Origin of the sequence: Saccharopolyspora ipomoeae (assembly GCF_029952525.1) — a bacterium.
GTDB lineage: Bacteria > Actinomycetota > Actinomycetes > Mycobacteriales > Pseudonocardiaceae > Saccharopolyspora > Saccharopolyspora ipomoeae.
The window spans coordinates 41112-59106 of sequence record NZ_JASAOF010000008.1 but is presented as its reverse complement, the minus strand read 5'-3'; the positions used below and the strand labels follow the sequence as shown (position 1 = coordinate 59106).

Below are 17995 nucleotides of genomic sequence, written 5' to 3'. Positions count from 1 at the left end.
CGTGGGAGCTGTGGAACACCCGTGGTGGCGGCTGCTGTGGAACGACCGGCGCGAAGCGGTCTTCGACATCGCGCTCGTCGTCGGGCTGCACGTGTTCGTCTGGACGCTCGGCAGGCTCTACCCGGAGGTGTCCTCTCCCGAGAGCTACGACTGGATCGGCGGGCTCTGGCTCGCCGACATCCTCAACACGGCCTTCGGCATCGGACTGCTGGTGCGCCGCCGCTACCCGATGTGGCTGCTGTGGCCCGCCGCCGCGGTCTCGGTGGCCCAAGCGCTGCTCATCCAGTTCGGTCCGGGCCCGTTCATGCAGGTGAACCTGCCCTCGGACCCGTGGGCGCCGGGACTGACGCCGCTCATCCTCTACGCCGCCGTCGTCTACCAGCGCCGCTCCCGGGGCCAGATGTGGGTGCTGATCGGGGTCGTGACGGCGGTGTGCCTTCGCCCGTGGACCTTCCCCGACGCCGACACGGTGCTGGGCGGCGCGCTGTGGTCGATCGTGCCGATCCTGCTCGGCCTCTCCGCGCTCGGGCTGCGCGACCGCGCCGAACGCGCCGAGCGAGAGCAGGAGCTGCGCGCCGCGCAGGCCCGCGCCGACGAGCGGGCGCGGCTGGCGGTCGAGATGCACGACGTCGTCACCCACCGGATCAACCTGATGGTGCTCCAAGCCGGCGCGCTGGCCGTCGCCGGTGAGGACCCGGCCGTGCGCCGGGCCGCCGACGAGCTGCGCGCCAGCGGCAGCCAGGCCCTGGCCGAGCTGCGCGACCTGGTCGGCGTGCTCCGCCGCAGCGAGACCGACCCGCAGGAGGACCGCGCCGAAACGCCCGAATCCCCGCCCGATCTCGACGAGCTCGTCGCCGAGTCCCAGGCCGTCGGGATGTCCGTCGAGTACACCGTGGACGGAGCAGCGGGCCCGGTGACCGCCGCGGTCGCCCGCACCGCCTACCGCGTGGTGCAGGAAGGGCTGACCAACGCGCACAAGCACGCTCCCGGCGCCCACGTCGACGTCCGCGTCCGCTACGGCGACGACCGGGTGCGGGTGCTCGTCCGCAACACCGCCACCGACGGACCCCGCGAACACGCCGACAGCGGCGGGGGAGTCGGGCTGCTCGGGCTCCAGCAGCGGGTCGAGCTCGTCGGCGGCACGTTCCGCTCCGGGCCCGTCGACGGCGGGCCCGAGGGCGCGGGCGGCTTCGAGGTCGAGGCGGTACTGCCCGGATACGTGCCCACCGAGGAGAGCGCCGATGCGTGAGACGATCCGCGTGCTCGTCGTCGACGACGAGCCGATGGTCTGCGCGCACCTGCGCACCATCCTCGGCTCCGCGCCCGACATCGAAGTCGTCGACGACGCCCAGGACGGCGCCGCCGCCGTCGAAGCCGTTGTGCGGCACCGGCCCGACGTCGTGCTCATGGACCTGCGGATGCCCGGCGTCGACGGGCTCACCGCCACCGAGCGGATCTGCGGGATGCCCGAGCACCCGTCCGTCGTCGCCCTGACGACCTTCGACGCCGACAAGTACGTGCTGCGCGCCCTGCGCGCCGGAGCCGTCGGGTTCCTCGTGAAATCCACGCCCCCGCACGACCTCATCGGTCTCGTGCGCGTCGCCGCCGACGGGCACACCGTGCTCTCCGAGGAGGCCAAGCGCCGGCTGCTCGCCGCCACCGGAGGCGAGCAGACCGCGCGCGACCGCGCCCTGCGGATCACCCGCGACCTCACCGAGCGCGAGATCGACGTGCTCACCTGCCTCGGCCGCGGCATGTCCAACGCGCAGATCGCCTCCCGGCTGCACCTGTCGGAAGCGACCGTGAAGTCCTACGTCTCGCGGATGCTCGTCAAGCTCGACTGCGAAAACCGGTTGCAGGCCGGGCTGCTCGCCTACGACGCCGGACTCGTGCCCCGGTGACGCACGACACAGCGGTTTGTCACTAGGCCATCCGGGTGGATTGGGCCAACAGGTTTAACGATCAATCGAGTGAGGTCCGCCGATTGGCTCTGGAATATTCCACCCAAGATCGGTACACCATAGGAGACGCGTTCCACGCGGTTGTCGGGGCCGGGAACGCGTCAGCGCCATCGGTTCGGGGATCGACGGCGCAACCGGTCGGAGGGGTCCGGCCGAAACGAAGGTGCCCTCGGCGCAATCGGGGTGCGCCGAGGGTTCCTTTTTGCCGTGGTCCTTCGGGTCTGCTGACGATGGTCTTGTTGCTTAGCGGTGCGGGTAGGGGAACCTGAGCGGCTCCGTGGACTCCGCGCGCCCCGACTTATGTATGTCCAATACACGGCGTCGAGGCGTGCTCGCCACGAAGCCGCTCAGAACCCCCGGCGGTGCCAGTGCCTTGGGTGGGGTGGTGAGAAAGCACCTCCGGTGCTTGCCTGACGTTGTCTTGTTGCTATTTCTTGGTGAGCAATTGTCGCCGTGTTGTTGATTTCTTCGTTCTCCTTGAGGCTGTGACCTGCGGGTTAATGGGGAAAAGCGGTAAAAAGCTTCTCTTTCGCGGTTGTTCTTCGGTTGGTTAGTGTTCGATCAAGATTGCTGCGGGGAGCCGGTTGGGGGAAGGCAGGCCTTCGGCTGGAGTTCTCGTGGCATGACCTTCGGACAAGGAGATTCACGATGGTCGATGCCCCACGTCGCCTCGCCCGGTTCGCCGGAGTCGCTGCGATCGCCGTTGCCGCGCTGACCTCGGCCTCCGTCGCGCAGGCGGCCCCGGCCGACGTCAACCCGTACATCGTCGGCGGCCAGGACGCCGAGATCGCCGACCACCCGTTCACCGTCGCGCTGACCACGCCGGACGGCCAGCAGTTCTGCGGCGGTTCGATCGTCGCGCCGACCAAGATCCTCACCGCCGCCCACTGCACCGACGGGCAGCAGGCCGCCGACATGAAGGTCGTCAGCGGTCGCACCACCATGAGCTCCACCGAGGGCACGGTCTCGGACGTGACCAACATCTGGGTGCACCCCGAGTACACCGACGCCACCAAGGGCTTCGACGTCTCGGTGCTGACCCTCGCCGCCCCGGTGCAGGAAGCGCCCATCGAGCTCGCCACCGCCGACGACCCGGCCTACGCCCCCGACACCCAGGCCACCATCCTGGGCTGGGGAAACACCTCCGAGGGCGGTCAGCAGTCCGACCACCTGCAGATGGCTCAGCTGCCGGTCAACGCCGACGAGACCTGCTCCAAGGCGTACCCGGAGTACAGCAACGAGTCGATGGTCTGCGCCAGCGTGCCGGAAGGCGGCATCGACAGCTGCCAGGGCGACTCGGGCGGCCCGATGGTCGCCGACGGCCGCCTCATCGGCGTCGTGTCCTGGGGTCAGGGTTGCGCGCAGCCCGGCTTCCCGGGCATCTACGCCCGCGTCGGCGCCTACAACGACGTGATCACCGAGCAGATCAACTCCTGACGAGCGGCCCGGCCGGGGTCGTCATCCCGCTGGCCCCGGCCGGGCCCGCTCGTCAGGGAAGGCGAAGGCCGTGGACGCTCGTCGTCCACGGCCTTTCGCGCGCCCGAACCCCCTCGCAGGTGGAGCCGCGCGGTCACCGCGCGCCCGCTGTACTGTTCGGTAGGTTCCGCTCCGGATGCGGCGGGACGACGAGGAGCAGGAGGATTCGAGGGGTGACGGCGGAGAGCGCGGCCGGCTCTAACGGGCACAACCTGGTGAAATCGGCGGATCGGGCGCTGATCATTCTGGAACTGCTCTCCCGGGGCAGGCACCGGCTCAGCGACATCGCCGAGACGCTGCGGCTCCCGCTCTCCAGCGTGCACGGCCTGCTCGGCACCCTCGTGCACCGCGGCTTCGCCGAGTTCGACCCCACCACCCGCACCTACGGGCTCGGGCTCAAGGCGTGGACCGTCGGGCAGGGCTACACCGGGCACCGCGACATCGTCGGGCTCGCGCTGCCGCTGATGGAACGACTCGCGCAGCAGACCGGTGAGACCGTGCAGCTGTCCCGGCTCGACGGCATCGAGAACGTCTACATCGCCATCGCCGAATCCCCGCAGCCGATGAAGCTCGTCTCCGCCGTCGGCATGCGGTTGCCGGCCCACTCGGTCGCGCTCGGCAAAGCCCTGCTGGCGGGCCTGGACGACGACGAGGTCACCGCCCGCTACGCCGACGTCGAGCTCGAACGCTTCACCGACAACACCATCACCGACCTCGGCGAACTCCTCGCCCAGCTCGACCAGGTCCGCCGCGACGGCTACGCCACCGACGACGAGGAGTACATCATCGGTTGCCGCTGCCTCGCCGTCCCGATCCGCGACCACGCGGGCGAGGTCGTCGCCGGCATGTCGGTCTCAGCCCCCACCCCCCGCTGCGGCCCCAACTGGACCGAGGAAACCCGAGCCCCCCTCGCCGAAGCCGCAACCTCGATCCACCACCAACTCCGCCACTGACCACGAAACACCGAAACCCCAACCACGCAGCGCCAACCGCGAATCGCTCGCGGCGAATCGCTGACCGCGAGTCGTTGACCGCGAGCGCCGAGCTGTGGCTTCCGGGGGTGATGGTGCTCGGCAGGGGACAGTTTTTCCTCGAATCACCCATGATCAATGTCCGTTTTGTCCGGACAGTTCTCACTAAAACTGTCCCCTGGTGAGGCACGGGAGCAGCGGGACGAGGGAATCAGCCGAATTGGATGGAGCGCTTGGCTAGGCCCCACCAGAAGCCCTCGATGGGGACGGACTGGGTGTCGAGGTCGTCGCCCGCGGCGCCGAGGGTGACGAACAGCGGGGCGAAGTGCTCGGTGCGCGGGTGCGCCAAGCGCCCGGCGGGGGCCTTGCGCTCGAAGTCCAGCAGGGCGTCGACGTCACCGGACGACAGCGCGCGGCCGCCCCAGTCGTCGAACTCCACCGACCAGTTCGGCGTCGACGGCGAGCGCAGCGCGGCCAGGTTGTGGGTGAAGAAGCCGCTGCCGACGATCAGCACGCCCTCGTCGCGCAGCGGTTGCAACGACCGGCCGAGGTGCATCAGGGCGGTGGGTTCCAGCGTCGGCATCGAGATCTGCAGCACCGGGATGTCGGCGTCGGGGTACATCTCCTTCAGCGGCACGTAGGCGCCGTGGTCGAGGCCGCGGTCCGGCACGTCGACCACCGGGGTCTCCGCGCCGCCGAGCAGCGCCCGAACCCGCTCGGCCAGGGCCGGAGCGCCCGGCGCGGCGTAGCGGACCTCGTAGTAGCGGTCCGGGAAGCCCCAGAAGTCGTAGACCAGCGGAACGGTGCTGGTCGCGCCGATGGCCAGCGGTGCTTCCTCCCAGTGCGCGGAGATGATCAGGATCGCGGACGGCCGGGGCAGGTCGGCCGACCAGGCGGCGAGTTCGCCGGGCCAGAGCTCGTCGTCGGCCAGCGGCGGGGCGCCGTGGCTGAGGTACAGGGCGGGCATGCGGGAGGACATCCGACACCTCCTAGTTCGAATTCGAACCAACTCTAGCTCGTCGTTCAAATTTGAACAAGATAAGATGGCGGGGTGACCGAACCGCGTTGGCTCGACGCCGATGAGATGGCCGCCTGGAACGCCTTCGTCGAGGCGGGCAACCTCGTGAACCGCCGCGTGGAGCACCAGCTCCGCGAACAGGCCGGACTCTCGCACCCGCAGTACGAGATCCTCGTCCGGCTCTCCGCCGCGCCGGGCGGCGAAGTCCGCATGTCCGAGCTGGCCGAGCTCGTCGTGACCTCCAAGAGCGGCCTGACCTACCAGGTCACGCAGCTGGAGAAGGCGGGCCTGGTGAGCCGCCGCACCTGCGACACCGACGACCGGGGCGTGATCGCCTGCCTGACCGAGGACGGCCGCCGCAAGCTGGAGGCCACCGCGCCCGGGCACGTCGAGATCGTCCGCGAGTACCTCATCGACGTCCTCGACCGCGACCAGCTGCGCGCGCTCACCGCCGCGCTCGACGTGGTCTCCCGCAAGCTGCGGAGCTCTTGACGCCGGTTGTCCGCGCTGATCGGATTTCGCTTGCTTGAACGGTCTTCGAACAGGTGAAGCGGAGTCGGTGTGATGAGGTTTCTGAGGCTGGGGTCGTTGTCCGAGGAGCGCCCGCACGTGCTCGACGACCGGGGGCGGCTGTTCGACCTGAGCCCGGTGACCGGCGACATCGACGGCGCGTTCCTGTCCGGTGACGGCGTCGCGCGCGCCCGCGCGGCGCTGGCGGCGGGCGAGCTGCCCGCCGTCGACGACCCGGCCGACGGAACCGGGTTGCGGGTGGGCGCGCCGATCGCGCGGCCGATGGCGGTGCTGTGCATCGGCCAGAACTACGCCGCCCACGCGGCCGAATCCGGTTCCGCGCCACCGGAAGTCCCGATCCTGTTCTTCAAGCACCCGAACACCGTGGTCGGGCCCTACGACGAGGTCGCGATCCCGCGCGGAGCCGAGCGGGTCGACTGGGAGGTCGAGCTCGGCGTGGTCATCGGGCGCCGCGCGAGCTACCTCGACAGCGCCGAGCAGGCCCTGTCGCACGTGGCCGGCTACGTGCTGGCCGACGACGTCTCGGAGCGCGCGTTCCAGAAGGAGCAGTCCGGCGGCCAGTGGTCGAAGGGCAAGTGCGCGCCGACGTTCAACCCGGTCGGCCCGTGGTTCGTGCCCGCCGACGAGGTCGGCGACCCGCAGGCGTTGCGGCTGCGCAGCTGGGTCAACGGCGAGCCGAGGCAGGACTCCAGCACGGCCGACATGATCTTCGGCGTCGGCGAGATCGTCCGCCACCTCTCGCAGTACCTGACGCTGGAGCCGGGCGATCTGGTCATCACCGGAACCCCGGAAGGAGTGGCGATCTCGGGCAGGTTCCCGTTCCTGGCGCCGGGCGACGTGGTGGAGATGGAGATCGACGGCCTGGGCCGGCAGCGCAACGACGTGCGGTCCGCCTGAGGTTGCGCCGTTCGGATCAAACACAACGTGAAAATCTTTCTATTTAACGTCGGGGTAGCTAGCGTGCCGATGCCGGAGTGATCCGCATCGGAAAGGGCTTGGCATGGCGCGACGTTCACTGGTCACCGTCCTCGTGGCGGCCATCGCGGGGTCCCTGCTCATCGCTCCCGGGGCCGGTGCCCAGGACGTCGCGCCGCCGGAGGACCACTGCCGCGACCAGTGCCACGACATCCTCCCGCCGGGTCAGAACGGCAACGCCACCTTCGCCGAGCTGGTCTCGCACATGCTGCTGGGCACCCGCCCGAAGCACTCCGACGACCAGCTCGGCAAGTACGGCTCCCTGGCCGGTGGCTACGAGGAGCTCACCACCGGCACCATCCGGGAGTTCTTCAACGACCACTCCTTCGGCGTGAAGCCCGAGGACGTCGAGCGCACCTACCAGCCGCGCGCCGACGTCACCGTCGTCCGCGACAAGACCGCCGGCGTCCCGCACGTCTACGGCGAGACCCGCTCCGGCACCACCTTCGGCGCCGGGTACACCACCGCCGAGGACAAGCTGTTCCTGATGGACGCGCTGCGCCACGCCGGACGCGGCGAGGTCACCCCGTTCGCGGGTGGTGCGCCCGCCAACCGGGAGCTGGAGCAGAGCTTCTTCTCCGTCGCGCCCTACACCGAGCAGGAGCTGCAGGACCAGATCGACCGGGTCGCCGCTCAGGGCGAACGCGGCCGAATCGCGTTGCAGGACGCGCAGTCCTACGTCGACGGCATCAACGCCTACATCCAGCAGGCCCACCGCGGCCGCTACTTCCCCGGCGAGTACGTCGCCACCGGCCACGTCGACCCCGTCACCAACCAGGGCACCATCGCGCCGTTCGAGCTCACCGACCTGGTCGTGCTCGCCTCGCTGGTCGGCGCCCAGTTCGGCGGTGGCGGCGGGGGAGAGGTGCAGAACGCCGTCGCCCGCATGTCGCTGCACGAGCGCTTCGGGCCCGAGCGCGGCGAGCAGATCTGGGCCGCCTTCCGCGCCGAGAACGACCCGGAAGCCATCAGCACCATCCACGACGGACGGTCGTTCCCCTACGGCAACACCCCGGCCAACCCGACCGGCGTCGCCATGCCGGACCCGGGATCGGTGCGCGAGCAGCAGCTCGTCTTCGACCCGACCGGCTCGGCGGCCGAGCCCGACGAACCGCCGTCGCGCCGGGTCGTCGACCCGCAGGACCCGCTGCGCGGCATGTTCGACGACGGCGTCCTGCCCGCCGACATGGCCGAGCGGCGCGGCATGTCCAACGCGCTGGTCGTCTCCGGCGAGCACACCGAGAGCGGCAACCCGGTGGCCGTGTTCGGCCCGCAGACCGGCTACTTCTCACCGCAGCTGCTGACCCTGCAGGAGCTGCAGGGGCCCGGGATCTCCTCGAAGGGCGCCTCGTTCGCGGGCCTGAGCTTCTACACGCTGCTCGGCCGCGGCCAGGACTACTCGTGGAGCGCCACGACGGCCTCCCAGGACATGATCGACACCTACGCGGTCGAGCTGTGCTCGCCCGACGGCGGCCCGGTCACGACGGAGTCGAACTCCTACCTCTTCCGCGGCGAGTGCCTGCCGATGCAGACCATCGAGCGCCGCAACGCCTGGGAGCCCAACCTCGGCGACGACACCCCGGAGGGCTCCTACCGGCTGGTGTCGTTCCGGACCCGCTACGGGCCGGTGACCCATCGGGCCACAGTGGATGGAAAACCCGTCGCCTACACCACGGCGCGCTCCACGTTCCTGCACGAGGTCGACTCGATCATCGGGTTCCAGCAGTTCAACGACCCGTCGGCGGTGCGTTCGGCGCGGGACTTCCAGCACGCCGCGCACGACATCAACTACACGTTCAACTGGTTCTACGCCGATTCCCGCGACACCGCGTACTTCAACTCCGGCGCGAACGTGGTGCGCCGACCCGACGTCGACCCGAGCATGCCGATCGTCTCCGATCCCGCCCACGACTGGCCCGGCTGGGACCCGGAGACCAACACCGCGACCTACCAGACCTTCGACCAGCACCCGAACTCCCTCAACCAGGACTACTACATCAGCTGGAACAACAAGCAGGCTCCGGGAACCGCGGGCGACCGCGCGGAGAAGAACGCGGTGCAGCGCGGTGACCTGCTCGACCGCCGGGTCCGCGAGCAGATCGAGTCCGGCGACGACTTCAGCCGCGCCGAGCTGGTGCGGGCGATGGCCGACGCCGGGGTCACCGACCTGCGCGCCGAACGCGTCCTGCCCGACCTGCTGCGCGTCGTCGGCGAACCCGACGAGCGCACGAAACCGCTGGTCGACGAGCTGCGCGCGTGGCTGGACGACGGCGGCAAGCGCGTCGAGACCGAGCCGGGCAGCAAGCGCTACGCTCACGCCGAGGCCATCGAGCTGCTCGACGCGTGGTGGCCGCTGCTGGTCCGCGGCCAGTTCGAACCCGCCGTCGGCGCCCCGGCGTACCGGGCGATGACCTCGATGATGCAGATCAACGAGTCGCCGTCCGGCTGGCAGAACGGTGAACCCGGCCTGCACGTCGGCCAGGGGCATCAGGGCTCGTCGTTCCAGTTCGGCTGGTACGGCCCGGTGTCCAAGGACCTCCGCGCCGTGCTCGGCGAGAACGTCCCCGGCGGCTTCGGCGCCCCGCTGTGCGGCGGTGGCGATCCGGCCGCGTGCCGCCAGATGCTGCTGGACACCCTCGCCCAGGCCGCCGAGGTGCCGTCCGAGGAGACCTACCCTGGCGACGACGACTGCGACCCCGGCGACCAGTGGTGCGCCGACGCGATCGTGCACAACGAGGTCGGCGGCATCCAGCAGGACCCGACCACCTGGCAGAACCGCCCCACCTACCAGCAGGTCGTCGAGTTCCCCGAGCGCCGTTGACCCGTTCGGCCCAGCGTTTTCCGGTCGAACCGACCCCGCGCGATCTCCGCGAGCCGTAGAATTGACGGCCAAATCGGGCATCGGTGTCCGAGGCGAGGGGGAGGCGGATGACGGAGCCCGTGCGGTTGACCGACAGCGCCATGCTCGCTCGACGGCTCCTGTGGAACCGGGCCGTCGACGAGCCGTCCAGCGCACAGCCCGTCGTGGTGCTGCTCGGGCCGACCGGATCGGGCAAGACCCGTGCTCTGCAGTCCATCTCGCAGGACTGCGGGAACGGCGTGGTGCACGCGCAGCCCTTCGACTTCGCCCGCGAGCAACCCGCCACCACGGTCGAAGCGCTGGCCACGATCTCCGACGACCTCTCCCGGCGCTGGCCCGCCCGGCGCAGCGCGAAGTTCACCCGCTTCGCGCTCGGGCTGGTCGCCGTGCACACCAACCTCGACTCCTACGACCGGGTCAAGGCCAGGGCCGCGATGAACAGCGCCCTGCGCGAGTTCGCCGACAGCCCCCGCGCCAACGACCTGGCGGGCCAAGTGGATTCGGTGGCCGACGCCGCAGAACCCGTGCTGGACAACCCGATGCTGGTCACGGCCGCGAAACTGGTTCTGCCCAGGCTGATCCGGACGATCGGCCGCCGATCCCTGGGCAGCGCCAAGCGCTGGCACGCCGACATCCCGGAGGCCGAGGGCGCCGAGCCGCTGGACGCGCTGATCCAGCTCAGCCGACGCGCCCGCAACGAACCCGAGGCGATGACGGCCTGGCTGACCTCGGCGTTCCTGGCCGATGTGCGGGAGAGCCACCCGGTCATGGCGCGCCCGGAGCTGGGCAGCCCGTGCGCCTGCGAGAACGAGGCGGGAAAGACCCACGCGCACAACTGGGTCGTGCTGCTGGACAACCTCGACAACCCCGGTGGGTACCGGTTCCTCGACGACATCATCGCCGCCCGGGAACGACATCTGCGCCAGCACAACGAGCACGACCCGCTGCTGCTCATCGGCACCAGCGGCCGGTGGAACCCCGAATGGGAATCGCACTGGCACGCACCGTGGAAGTCCGCTGCCACCAGATCCGACGAGGTCCTGGTGGTGCCGCGCTGCCGCGACGCGGGCCACTGGCGCAGCAACCCCGAAGTGGACAGGCCGCAGGCGCACGTGCACCCGGTCCTGCTGGAGCCGCTGGAGATCGAGGAGACCGCGAGCCTGATCGACCGCAGTCCCTACTTCAGCGAGGCGAAGCTGGCGCAGCGCGCCACCGCCGGGCTGCCGAAGGCCGTCGAGGCGGTCGCCGAGATGCTGCCCAACGCCCGGCTGCGGGAGGGCAGGCGCGACATCCTCGAACCCGCCGAGTCGACCCCCGAAGCGTGGCAGCAGCGCCTGGCCGACCTGCGCGTCTCCGAACAGCTCCAGGACGTCGACCTCGCCGAGTTCGTCAACGCCGCCCCGTTCGCGACCGCCCCGTGGCTGGTCCCGGCCGAGTCGACCAGCCTCGTCTCGTTACCCCAGACCGGGCGCATCCTCACCGAGCTGCGCAGCGCGCTGTGGGTGATCGCCCCGGACCGCGACGGCGGGACCGAGGACCAGTCCCTGCTGCACCCGTGGATCGCTCGGACGCTGCTGTTCGCCCTCAACGCGCGTGGTGAGCAGGACGGGGGCTCGTACGAGACGCAGTTCCAGGCCTTGCTCGACGACCCGCACACCCGGCGCGACCTCGCCCGCTCCTCGTACTGCCGGCTCGCACTGGGACGGTTCGCCGAGGTCGTGGGCACCCTGCACGAACGCTTCGACCAGATCCCGCACCAGAAGTGGGTCGACCTGCTGATCCTGATCACCAGCGCCCCGGACGGCAAACCGCTGCACCGCGACAACGCCGAGGTCTACGCCGACCTCGTCGAGCAGGACCTGTGCGACGGCCCCGCCGACCGCGGTCAGGTCCGCAACGTGCTCGCCCGGCTGATCGCCGCGTACTGGCTGCTCGCGAACCCGCTGGCCGGTCCGGACCGGGAGTGCAAGAGCGTCGTCGTGCAGAGCTTCTACGAACTCGCGCCGCTGTCACACCGCCCGGACGTCGCGGCCCTCTACGAGGCCGCGCGTCGCGCCGACCAGCTCTTCTAACCCCGGATTGGACCGGTCATGCCGCTGCTCCGCCGCTCCACCTCGCCCGGCCCGCTGCAACCCCGATCGTGGGTGCGCCGCCACAAGTTCGTGACCGCCGCAGTGGTTCTCGCGGTCGTGGCCGCCGGATTGGCGGTGTGGCAACCGTGGAGACCGTGCGGTGCGGGGATGTCCGCAGCGGGCTCATCGGGCAGCTGCGTCGGTCTGAACGTCGAGAGCGGCTCGTTCGGCACCAACGACGCGGTCGCCGAACTGCGGGAACGCGTCCTCGAGCACAACGCGGGGGTGACCGACCAGGACTTCGTCACCATCGTGGTGCTGGACAACATGACGCCGGATCCCTCGATCGACAGCATCGGCGGTGACACCGTTCGCCACGGCGTGGAGGGCGCGCTCACCGCAGCGCGGCGCGCCAACGACACGACCGCGGTGGGGGCCAAGACGCCGAAGGTGAAGCTGCTGCTCGCCAACTACGGCACCGACGAGGTCCAGGCGGCGGAGGCGGTGCGGCAGATCGAGCTCGCCCGCGAGCAGGAGCGCATCGTCGCGGTCGTCGGGCTGGGGCAGAGCCTGGAGCACTCCCGGACGGCGGCGAGCGGGCTCGCCGACCACGGGATCGCCGTGGTCAGCGGGATGGCCAGCGCTGACGACATGAACCAGCACGTCGGCACCGGTGAGAAGCTCCACGAGTTCTTCCGGATCACCCCGACCAACATCGACGCTGCCAAGGCCGGCGCCGCCTACCTGCGGCAACAGCGGCCGGAGAAGGTGATGCTGGTCGAGGACACCAACGACGCCGACAGCTACTCGCTCACGCTGGCCGAGGCGTTCAAGGACGCCTACCGAGACCAGGAGATCAGTTCGGCCGAGTTCACCTCGTTGAGCGATCCCTCGGGAACAGCGCGGCCGGACTTCATGGCCGGCGAGTTCGCCCGCGTCTACTCGAGGATCTGCTTGGAGAAGCCCACTCACCTGTACTTCGCCGGCCGCGGCAACGACTTGAGATCGTTGCTCGACGTCATGTCGCAGAACACGAACTGCACCGGGATGTCCGACGTGGACGTGATCACCAGCGATGACGCCACCAACCTCGTGGGGCGACCGCTGCCCAGGTTCGACAACCGCCAGGTGCGGGTGCTCTACACCAGCGTCGCGACCAAGGGGCAGTGGGACGGCGTGCCCGGGCAGGAGGAGAGCCGGGCCAGCTACGAATCCTTCGAGTCGGCGTTCGTCGGGATGGGGATGGACAACGCCGACGCCCTGATCGACGGTTACGCGATGTCGGTCCACGACGCGTTCCTGGTGGCCACGAAGGCCGCCCGTGAGGTGGGCGGGGCGTACGGCATGGTGGCCGACAAGATCAAGGCCCTCGACTGCGTCGAGCCGTTCGGCGGTGCCACCGGCAAAATCGCGTACAAGAACGGTCATGCCGGGCAGGGGAATCCGGTGGGCAAGGCGATGCCGATCATGCGCCTGGACGTGAACGGGCACCCGGTCCAGGAGTCCCTGGTCTGGCCTTCCGGGCAGCCGTTCGGTCCGCAATCGTGCGAGTAGGCGGCGACATCGGAGGCTGAGATGGATTTCCGGCGGCTGGACGACATCCGCGACGACCTGCACGTCCTGTACGAGGACCTGCACGCCCACCCGGAGCTGTCGTTCCAGGAGCACCGGACGGCGGCCGAGGTCGCGCGGCGGCTCGGTGAGCTGGGTCTGGAGGTCACCAGCGGGGTCGGCGGGACCGGCGTGGTGGGCGTGCTGCGCAACGGGGACGGGCCGACGGTGCTGCTGCGCGCGGACTTCGACGCGCTGCCGGTGCTGGAGCGGACCGGCCTGGACTACGCGAGCACCCAGCGGGCGACGGCCGCCGACGGCTCGGACGTGCCGGTGATGCACGCGTGCGGTCACGACATGCACGTGACCTGCCTGCTCGGTGCGCTGGACCTGCTGGTCTCGGCTCGTTCGCGCTGGTCGGGGACGGTGCTGGCGGTCTTCCAGCCCGCCGAGGAGATCGGGGCCGGGGCGCGGGCGATGCTCGACGACGGGCTGCTGGAGCGGTTCCCGCGCCCGGACGTGTGCCTGGGGCAGCACGTGTTCCCGTTCCAGAGCGGGTTCGTGGGGATGATGCGCGGGCCGAGCATGTCGGCCGCGGACACCCTGAAGATCACCATGTTCGGGCGCGGGGGGCACGGTTCGCAGCCGCAGAACGCGGTGGACCCGGTGGTGATGGCCTCGGCGACGGTGCTGCGGCTGCAGACCGTGGTCTCCCGCGAGGTCGCCGGCGACGACACGGCGGTGGTCACGGTCGGGTCGATCCGCGCGGGCACCCAGGGCAACATCATCCCCGATCAGGCGGAACTGCTGGTCAACGTCCGCTCGTTCGACGAGCGCGTCCGCGAGCGGGTGCTGGCCGCCATCCGCCGCATCGTCCGCGCCGAAGCGGTGGCTTCCGGCGCCGACCGTGAGCCCGAGTTCGAGCAGCTCAACCGCTTCCCGCTGCTGGTCAACGACCCCGATGCCACCGACCGCACCGCCGAGGCCCTGCGCACCGCGCTGGGCGAGCACGCGGTCCTCGACCTCCCACCGGCGATGGCCAGCGAAGACGTGGGCCTCTTCGGCACCGAAGCGGGGGTTCCGACCTGCTACTGGTTCTTCGGCGGTACGGAACCCGGCCGCTTCCAGAAGGCCCTCGCCGAGGACGCGGTGGCCGAGATGATCCCCGCCAATCACTCCCCGCACTTCGCCCCGGAGATCGAACCCACCCTCACCACCGGAGTCAAAGCCCTCGTCACCACCACCCTCGAATGGCTCTCCTGACGTCCCGTGCTCCGCGTCCCGTTCCCGACGTCGGTCAGCAGGGGACAGTTTTAGCCATGATCACCCATGATCGATGTCCGTTATGTCCGGACAGTTGTGGCTAAAACCGTCACCTGGTGAGGGAGGTCCAGGCCAGAGCCCCGGATTCCAGGGCGACCCAGAGCGTTCCGTCGGGCGCGGTGGTGAGCCCGTGGGGTTCGGAGTCCGGGCGGGGGAGGGGGTGGGTCTCGATGCCGCCGGACGGGGTGATGCGGCCGATGCGGCCGGTGCCCCACTCGGTGAAGCAGCAGGAGCCGCCGGGAACCGCAGTGATCGCGTGCGGGCGCGCCTCGCGGTCCGGGAGCGGGTGCTCGACGATCTCACCCTCCGGAGTGATGCGGCCTATTTGACCTGCGCCGATCTCGACGAAGCAGAGGGCGTCGCCGGTGCTGGTGATGCCGACCGGGGCCGCGTTCGCGGTCGGCAGCGGGAACGTGCGCACCGCGCCTTCGAGGTCGATCCGGCCGATCGCGTTCGCCTGGTTGAGCGTGAACCACAGCGCGCCGTCCGGACCGGTGGTGATCATCGACGGGAATCCGCCCGGAGTCGGCAGGTCGAACTCGGTGATCGCGCCGTCGACGGTGATCCGCCCGATCCGGTCGGTGTTCATCGCCGTGAACCACAGGGCCGAGTCCGGGCCGACCGCGAGCCCGTACGGGTTGGCGCCCGGAACGCCGAAGCACCGCACCGACCCGTCGAGCCCCACCCGCCCGATCCCGTTGCCCTGGTACAGGCTGAACCACATCGCCTCGTCCGGACCGGCCACGATCACGGTGGGCCGGCAGTCCACGGGACCCACCTGAAAACCCCGGTAGTCGCCGTCGGCCCCCAACCGCCCCACGCGCCCGCGATGCACCTCCGTGCACCACACGTCCCCGTCGAGATCGACGGCCACCCCGTAAGGCCCGCACCCGGCCTCGCCGACCTGCACCTCGGTGAACTCCACCCGGGCAGCCTGCTCTCCGAACCCGTCCCCGGCAACCGATTTTCAGCTCGCCGGAGGCCCGCGCCGTCCGCTCGAACCCCACCACAACTCGGAACCCGCCCAGGCGTCCCCTGATCAGGGCGACGGCCTCGGTCCCGAGGCTCGAAGAAGTTCCCTTCGGGCGGGTGGTCAGGGGCGGAGGGCGTCCATGAAGAGGTCGAGGATTCTGGCGGCCTGCTCGGGATCGTCGGGGGTGGCGAGGTGGATGCCGACGACGGCGGCGACGACGTCCTCGGGCAGGACGTCGGGGCGCAGCGAGCCGTCGGCGGCGCCCGCCTCCAGGACGGTGCGGGCGGCTTCGGCGAGTTCGGCTCGCTTGGCCGACAGCGGGATGGTGGCGATGACCGCCCGCAGCGCCTCGGCCATCTCGCGCTTGGTGGCGACGTACTCGCCGAAGCGGGCCATCCAGGCGCGCAGCGCGGCGTCCGGCGGGAGTTCGGCGAGGAGTTCGGCGGCGCTGTCGCGCAGCGCGGCGAACTCGGTCTGGTAGACGGCCTCGGCCAGCGCCTCCCGGGTGGGGAAGTGCCGGTACAGCGTGCCGATGCCGACGCGGGCCGCGCGGGCGACCGAATCCAGCGACACCTTCGGCTCGCCCGAGGCGAACGCCTCCCGGGCCGCCGCGACCAGGCGCTCCCGGTTCCGGCGCGCGTCGGAGCGCATCTCCTGCTGGTTAATCGGAGGGTCCTCCGCTTCCGTGCTAGTCTGGTTGAAGCGGAGGGTCCTCCGCCTCGTCCTCCACTATCCCAGGAGTGCGCCATGAACACCTACTCCGACCTCGCCGGACGGCGCGTCGCGCGCGTCGGATTCGGCGCGATGCAGCTCCCCGGCCGCGACCGGGACACCGCGATCGCCGTGCTGCGCCGCGCCGTCGAGTCCGGCGTCAACCACATCGACACCGCGCACTTCTACGGTCCGGGCGAGGCGAACGCGCTGATCCGCGAGGCGCTGAGCCCTTACCCGGACGATCTCGTGCTGGTCAGCAAGGTCGGCGCCGAGCACGCGCCGCAGACCGAGATCGGCCTGGTCCTGGCCCAGCGCCCGGAGCAGTTGCGCGCCGGGGTCGAGGCCAACCTCGCCCAGCTCGGCGTCGAGCGGATCCCGGTGATCAACCTGCGCCGCACCGACATCCAACCGGGCGTCGTCGCCGAGGGCGACCAGGTCGTCGGCCTCGACGACCAGCTGGCCGAACTCGCCGCGCTGCGCGACGAGGGCAAGATCGGCGCCATCGGCCTCAGCGCCGTGTCCGCGGAGAAGCTGAAGCAGGCGCTGCCGGTCGGGATCGCCTGCGTCCAGAACGCCCACAGCGTCCTCGATCGCGGGTCCGAACCGGTCCTGGACCTCTGCCGCGAGCACGACATCCCGTGGGTCCCGTTCTTCCCGTTGGGCTCGGCCTTCCCAGGGGCGCCCAAGGTCACCGACAACCCCGCGGTCAAGCGGATCGCCGACGAGTCCGGCGCCACCCCGGCCCAGATCGGCCTCGCGTGGGAACTCGCCCACTACGAGAACGCGCTGCTCATCCCAGGAACGGCCGACCCGGACCACCTCGCCGAGAACATCGCCGCCGCCGACGTCGAGCTCACGCCGCAGGCCAAGTCCGAATTGGACGTCCTGGCAGCCTGATTCGGACGCGCCTGGTTCAGACGCGCATGCCGCGCCAGAGGAGGTCGAGGAGGTCGCTGGTCTCGGTGCGCCAGTCGCTCTTGGGGTCGAGGTAGAGCAGGCCGCCGAGGCCGCGCATCACCGTCTCCGGGTTCAGGTCCGGGCGGAGGTTGCCCGCTTCGGCGTTGGCGCGCAGCAGCGCGCTCAGCGCCTCGACCAGCGTCTCGTGGGCGTTGACCGGCAGCTCGGCGGGGGAGGACGACGCGGCGCTGAGCGCCTTGGCGAGACCGCGCTTGGTCATCATGTAGTGCGCCAGGTGATCGGTGACCCAGGTGCGGAACGCCCGTTCGGGATCGTGCCTGTCCAGCAGCTCCGGGGCGACCTCGCCGAGGTGCTCCAGCTCGCGCCGGTAGACGGCGATGATCAGCGACTCCGGGGTGGGGAAGTGCCGGTAGACGGTGCCGACGCCGACCCCCGCCTGCTTGGCGATGTGGTTGAACGAGACCCGTTCGGTGCAGGCCAGCGACTGGGCGGCGGCGTTGAGGATGGCCTCGTGGTTGCGCCGGGTGTCCGCGCGGCGCGGGTTCACCGAGCCCGTCGTCATCGTCCCTCCCCGGTCGGCTACCTGGTCTTAACCCGGAATGTAGTGCACCGCTCGCCGAACCTGGGCAACCTTGAGGGTGAGAACACTCGT

General features: G+C 70.4%; 15 protein-coding genes. 11 read left to right on the top strand and 4 right to left on the bottom strand.

The annotated features are described in order from the left end of the window. Positions 1-10 precede the first annotated feature (10 nt). The 4 genes from QFW96_RS14880 (at position 11) to QFW96_RS14865 (ending at position 4390) form a co-directional block, all read left to right on the top strand. On the top strand, positions 11-1249 hold the full coding sequence (locus tag QFW96_RS14880; RefSeq protein ID WP_281456235.1) for a sensor histidine kinase: 1239 nt from the start codon (positions 11-13) through the stop codon (positions 1247-1249). Continuing rightward, positions 1242-1901, top strand: coding sequence for a response regulator transcription factor (locus QFW96_RS14875; RefSeq protein WP_281456234.1), 660 nt, complete (start codon positions 1242-1244; stop codon positions 1899-1901). Before QFW96_RS14880 ends, QFW96_RS14875 begins: the two co-directional genes overlap by 8 nt. A 708-nt stretch (positions 1902-2609) precedes the next feature. Then, on the top strand, positions 2610-3398 hold the full coding sequence (locus QFW96_RS14870) for a S1 family peptidase (RefSeq protein WP_281456233.1): 789 nt from the start codon (positions 2610-2612) through the stop codon (positions 3396-3398). Positions 3399-3610: 212 nt separating this feature from the next. Beyond that, entirely contained in the window at positions 3611-4390 is a 780-nt protein-coding gene (locus QFW96_RS14865; protein ID WP_281456232.1) for an IclR family transcriptional regulator, read from the top strand. A gap of 229 nt (positions 4391-4619) precedes the next feature. Here the strand turns inward: QFW96_RS14865 and QFW96_RS14860 are convergent, their stop codons facing one another. Further along, positions 4620-5387 (bottom strand): dioxygenase family protein, encoded by a 768-nt coding sequence (locus QFW96_RS14860; protein WP_281456231.1) that lies wholly within the window; start codon positions 5385-5387, stop codon positions 4620-4622. Between the two features lie 72 nt (positions 5388-5459). On the opposite strand from QFW96_RS14860, the gene QFW96_RS14855 reads away from it, so the two are divergent. The 6 genes from QFW96_RS14855 (at position 5460) to QFW96_RS14830 (ending at position 14678) form a co-directional block, all read left to right on the top strand. Further along, positions 5460-5918: a MarR family winged helix-turn-helix transcriptional regulator gene (locus QFW96_RS14855; RefSeq protein WP_281456230.1), complete on the top strand. Its 459-nt coding sequence runs from the start codon at positions 5460-5462 to the stop codon at positions 5916-5918. Between the two features lie 72 nt (positions 5919-5990). Beyond that, positions 5991-6854, top strand: coding sequence for a fumarylacetoacetate hydrolase family protein (locus QFW96_RS14850; RefSeq protein WP_281456229.1), 864 nt, complete (start codon positions 5991-5993; stop codon positions 6852-6854). A gap of 103 nt (positions 6855-6957) precedes the next feature. Continuing rightward, positions 6958-9753 (top strand): penicillin acylase family protein, encoded by a 2796-nt coding sequence (locus tag QFW96_RS14845; protein ID WP_281456228.1) that lies wholly within the window; start codon positions 6958-6960, stop codon positions 9751-9753. 107 nt (positions 9754-9860) lie between these two features. Next, positions 9861-11864, top strand: coding sequence for a hypothetical protein (locus QFW96_RS14840; protein WP_281456227.1), 2004 nt, complete (start codon positions 9861-9863; stop codon positions 11862-11864). Between the two features lie 18 nt (positions 11865-11882). Next, positions 11883-13418 carry an ABC transporter substrate-binding protein gene (locus tag QFW96_RS14835; RefSeq protein WP_281456226.1) on the top strand — a complete coding sequence of 512 codons (1536 nt, stop codon included), beginning with the start codon at positions 11883-11885 and terminating at the stop codon, positions 13416-13418. A gap of 21 nt (positions 13419-13439) precedes the next feature. After that, positions 13440-14678 carry an amidohydrolase gene (locus QFW96_RS14830; RefSeq protein ID WP_281456225.1) on the top strand — a complete coding sequence of 413 codons (1239 nt, stop codon included), beginning with the start codon at positions 13440-13442 and terminating at the stop codon, positions 14676-14678. 109 nt (positions 14679-14787) lie between these two features. Here QFW96_RS14830 and QFW96_RS14825 read toward each other — a convergent pair whose 3' ends face one another. Next, positions 14788-15663, bottom strand: a complete 876-nt coding sequence (locus QFW96_RS14825) for a Vgb family protein (protein ID WP_281456224.1) — start codon at positions 15661-15663, stop codon at positions 14788-14790. Positions 15664-15831: 168 nt separating this feature from the next. Next, positions 15832-16362: a TetR/AcrR family transcriptional regulator gene (locus QFW96_RS14820; protein WP_281456223.1), complete on the bottom strand. Its 531-nt coding sequence runs from the start codon at positions 16360-16362 to the stop codon at positions 15832-15834. 96 nt (positions 16363-16458) lie between these two features. Between QFW96_RS14820 and QFW96_RS14815 the strand changes: the two genes are divergently transcribed. After that, positions 16459-17322 carry an aldo/keto reductase gene (locus QFW96_RS14815; protein WP_281456222.1) on the top strand — a complete coding sequence of 288 codons (864 nt, stop codon included), beginning with the start codon at positions 16459-16461 and terminating at the stop codon, positions 17320-17322. 16 nt (positions 17323-17338) lie between these two features. Here QFW96_RS14815 and QFW96_RS14810 read toward each other — a convergent pair whose 3' ends face one another. Continuing rightward, positions 17339-17905 carry a TetR/AcrR family transcriptional regulator gene (locus QFW96_RS14810; RefSeq protein ID WP_281456221.1) on the bottom strand — a complete coding sequence of 189 codons (567 nt, stop codon included), beginning with the start codon at positions 17903-17905 and terminating at the stop codon, positions 17339-17341. Positions 17906-17995: the final 90 nt, after the last annotated feature.

Bases quoted from the DNA above. Each gene is read 5' to 3' on its own strand.
- QFW96_RS14835 (WP_281456226.1), top strand. From the start codon at position 11,883: ATGCCGCTGCTCCGCCGCTCCACCTCGCCCGGCCCGCTGCAACCCCGA.
- QFW96_RS14875 (WP_281456234.1), top strand. From the start codon at position 1,242: ATGCGTGAGACGATCCGCGTGCTCGTCGTCGACGACGAGCCGATGGTC.
- QFW96_RS14830 (WP_281456225.1), top strand. From the start codon at position 13,440: ATGGATTTCCGGCGGCTGGACGACATCCGCGACGACCTGCACGTCCTG.
- QFW96_RS14840 (WP_281456227.1), top strand. From the start codon at position 9,861: ATGACGGAGCCCGTGCGGTTGACCGACAGCGCCATGCTCGCTCGACGG.
- QFW96_RS14815 (WP_281456222.1), top strand. From the start codon at position 16,459: ATGAACACCTACTCCGACCTCGCCGGACGGCGCGTCGCGCGCGTCGGA.
- QFW96_RS14850 (WP_281456229.1), top strand. From the start codon at position 5,991: ATGAGGTTTCTGAGGCTGGGGTCGTTGTCCGAGGAGCGCCCGCACGTG.
- QFW96_RS14810 (WP_281456221.1), bottom strand. From the start codon at position 17,905: ATGACGACGGGCTCGGTGAACCCGCGCCGCGCGGACACCCGGCGCAAC.
- QFW96_RS14870 (WP_281456233.1), top strand. From the start codon at position 2,610: ATGGTCGATGCCCCACGTCGCCTCGCCCGGTTCGCCGGAGTCGCTGCG.
- QFW96_RS14820 (WP_281456223.1), bottom strand. From the start codon at position 16,362: ATGCGCTCCGACGCGCGCCGGAACCGGGAGCGCCTGGTCGCGGCGGCC.
- QFW96_RS14845 (WP_281456228.1), top strand. From the start codon at position 6,958: ATGGCGCGACGTTCACTGGTCACCGTCCTCGTGGCGGCCATCGCGGGG.
- QFW96_RS14860 (WP_281456231.1), bottom strand. From the start codon at position 5,387: ATGTCCTCCCGCATGCCCGCCCTGTACCTCAGCCACGGCGCCCCGCCG.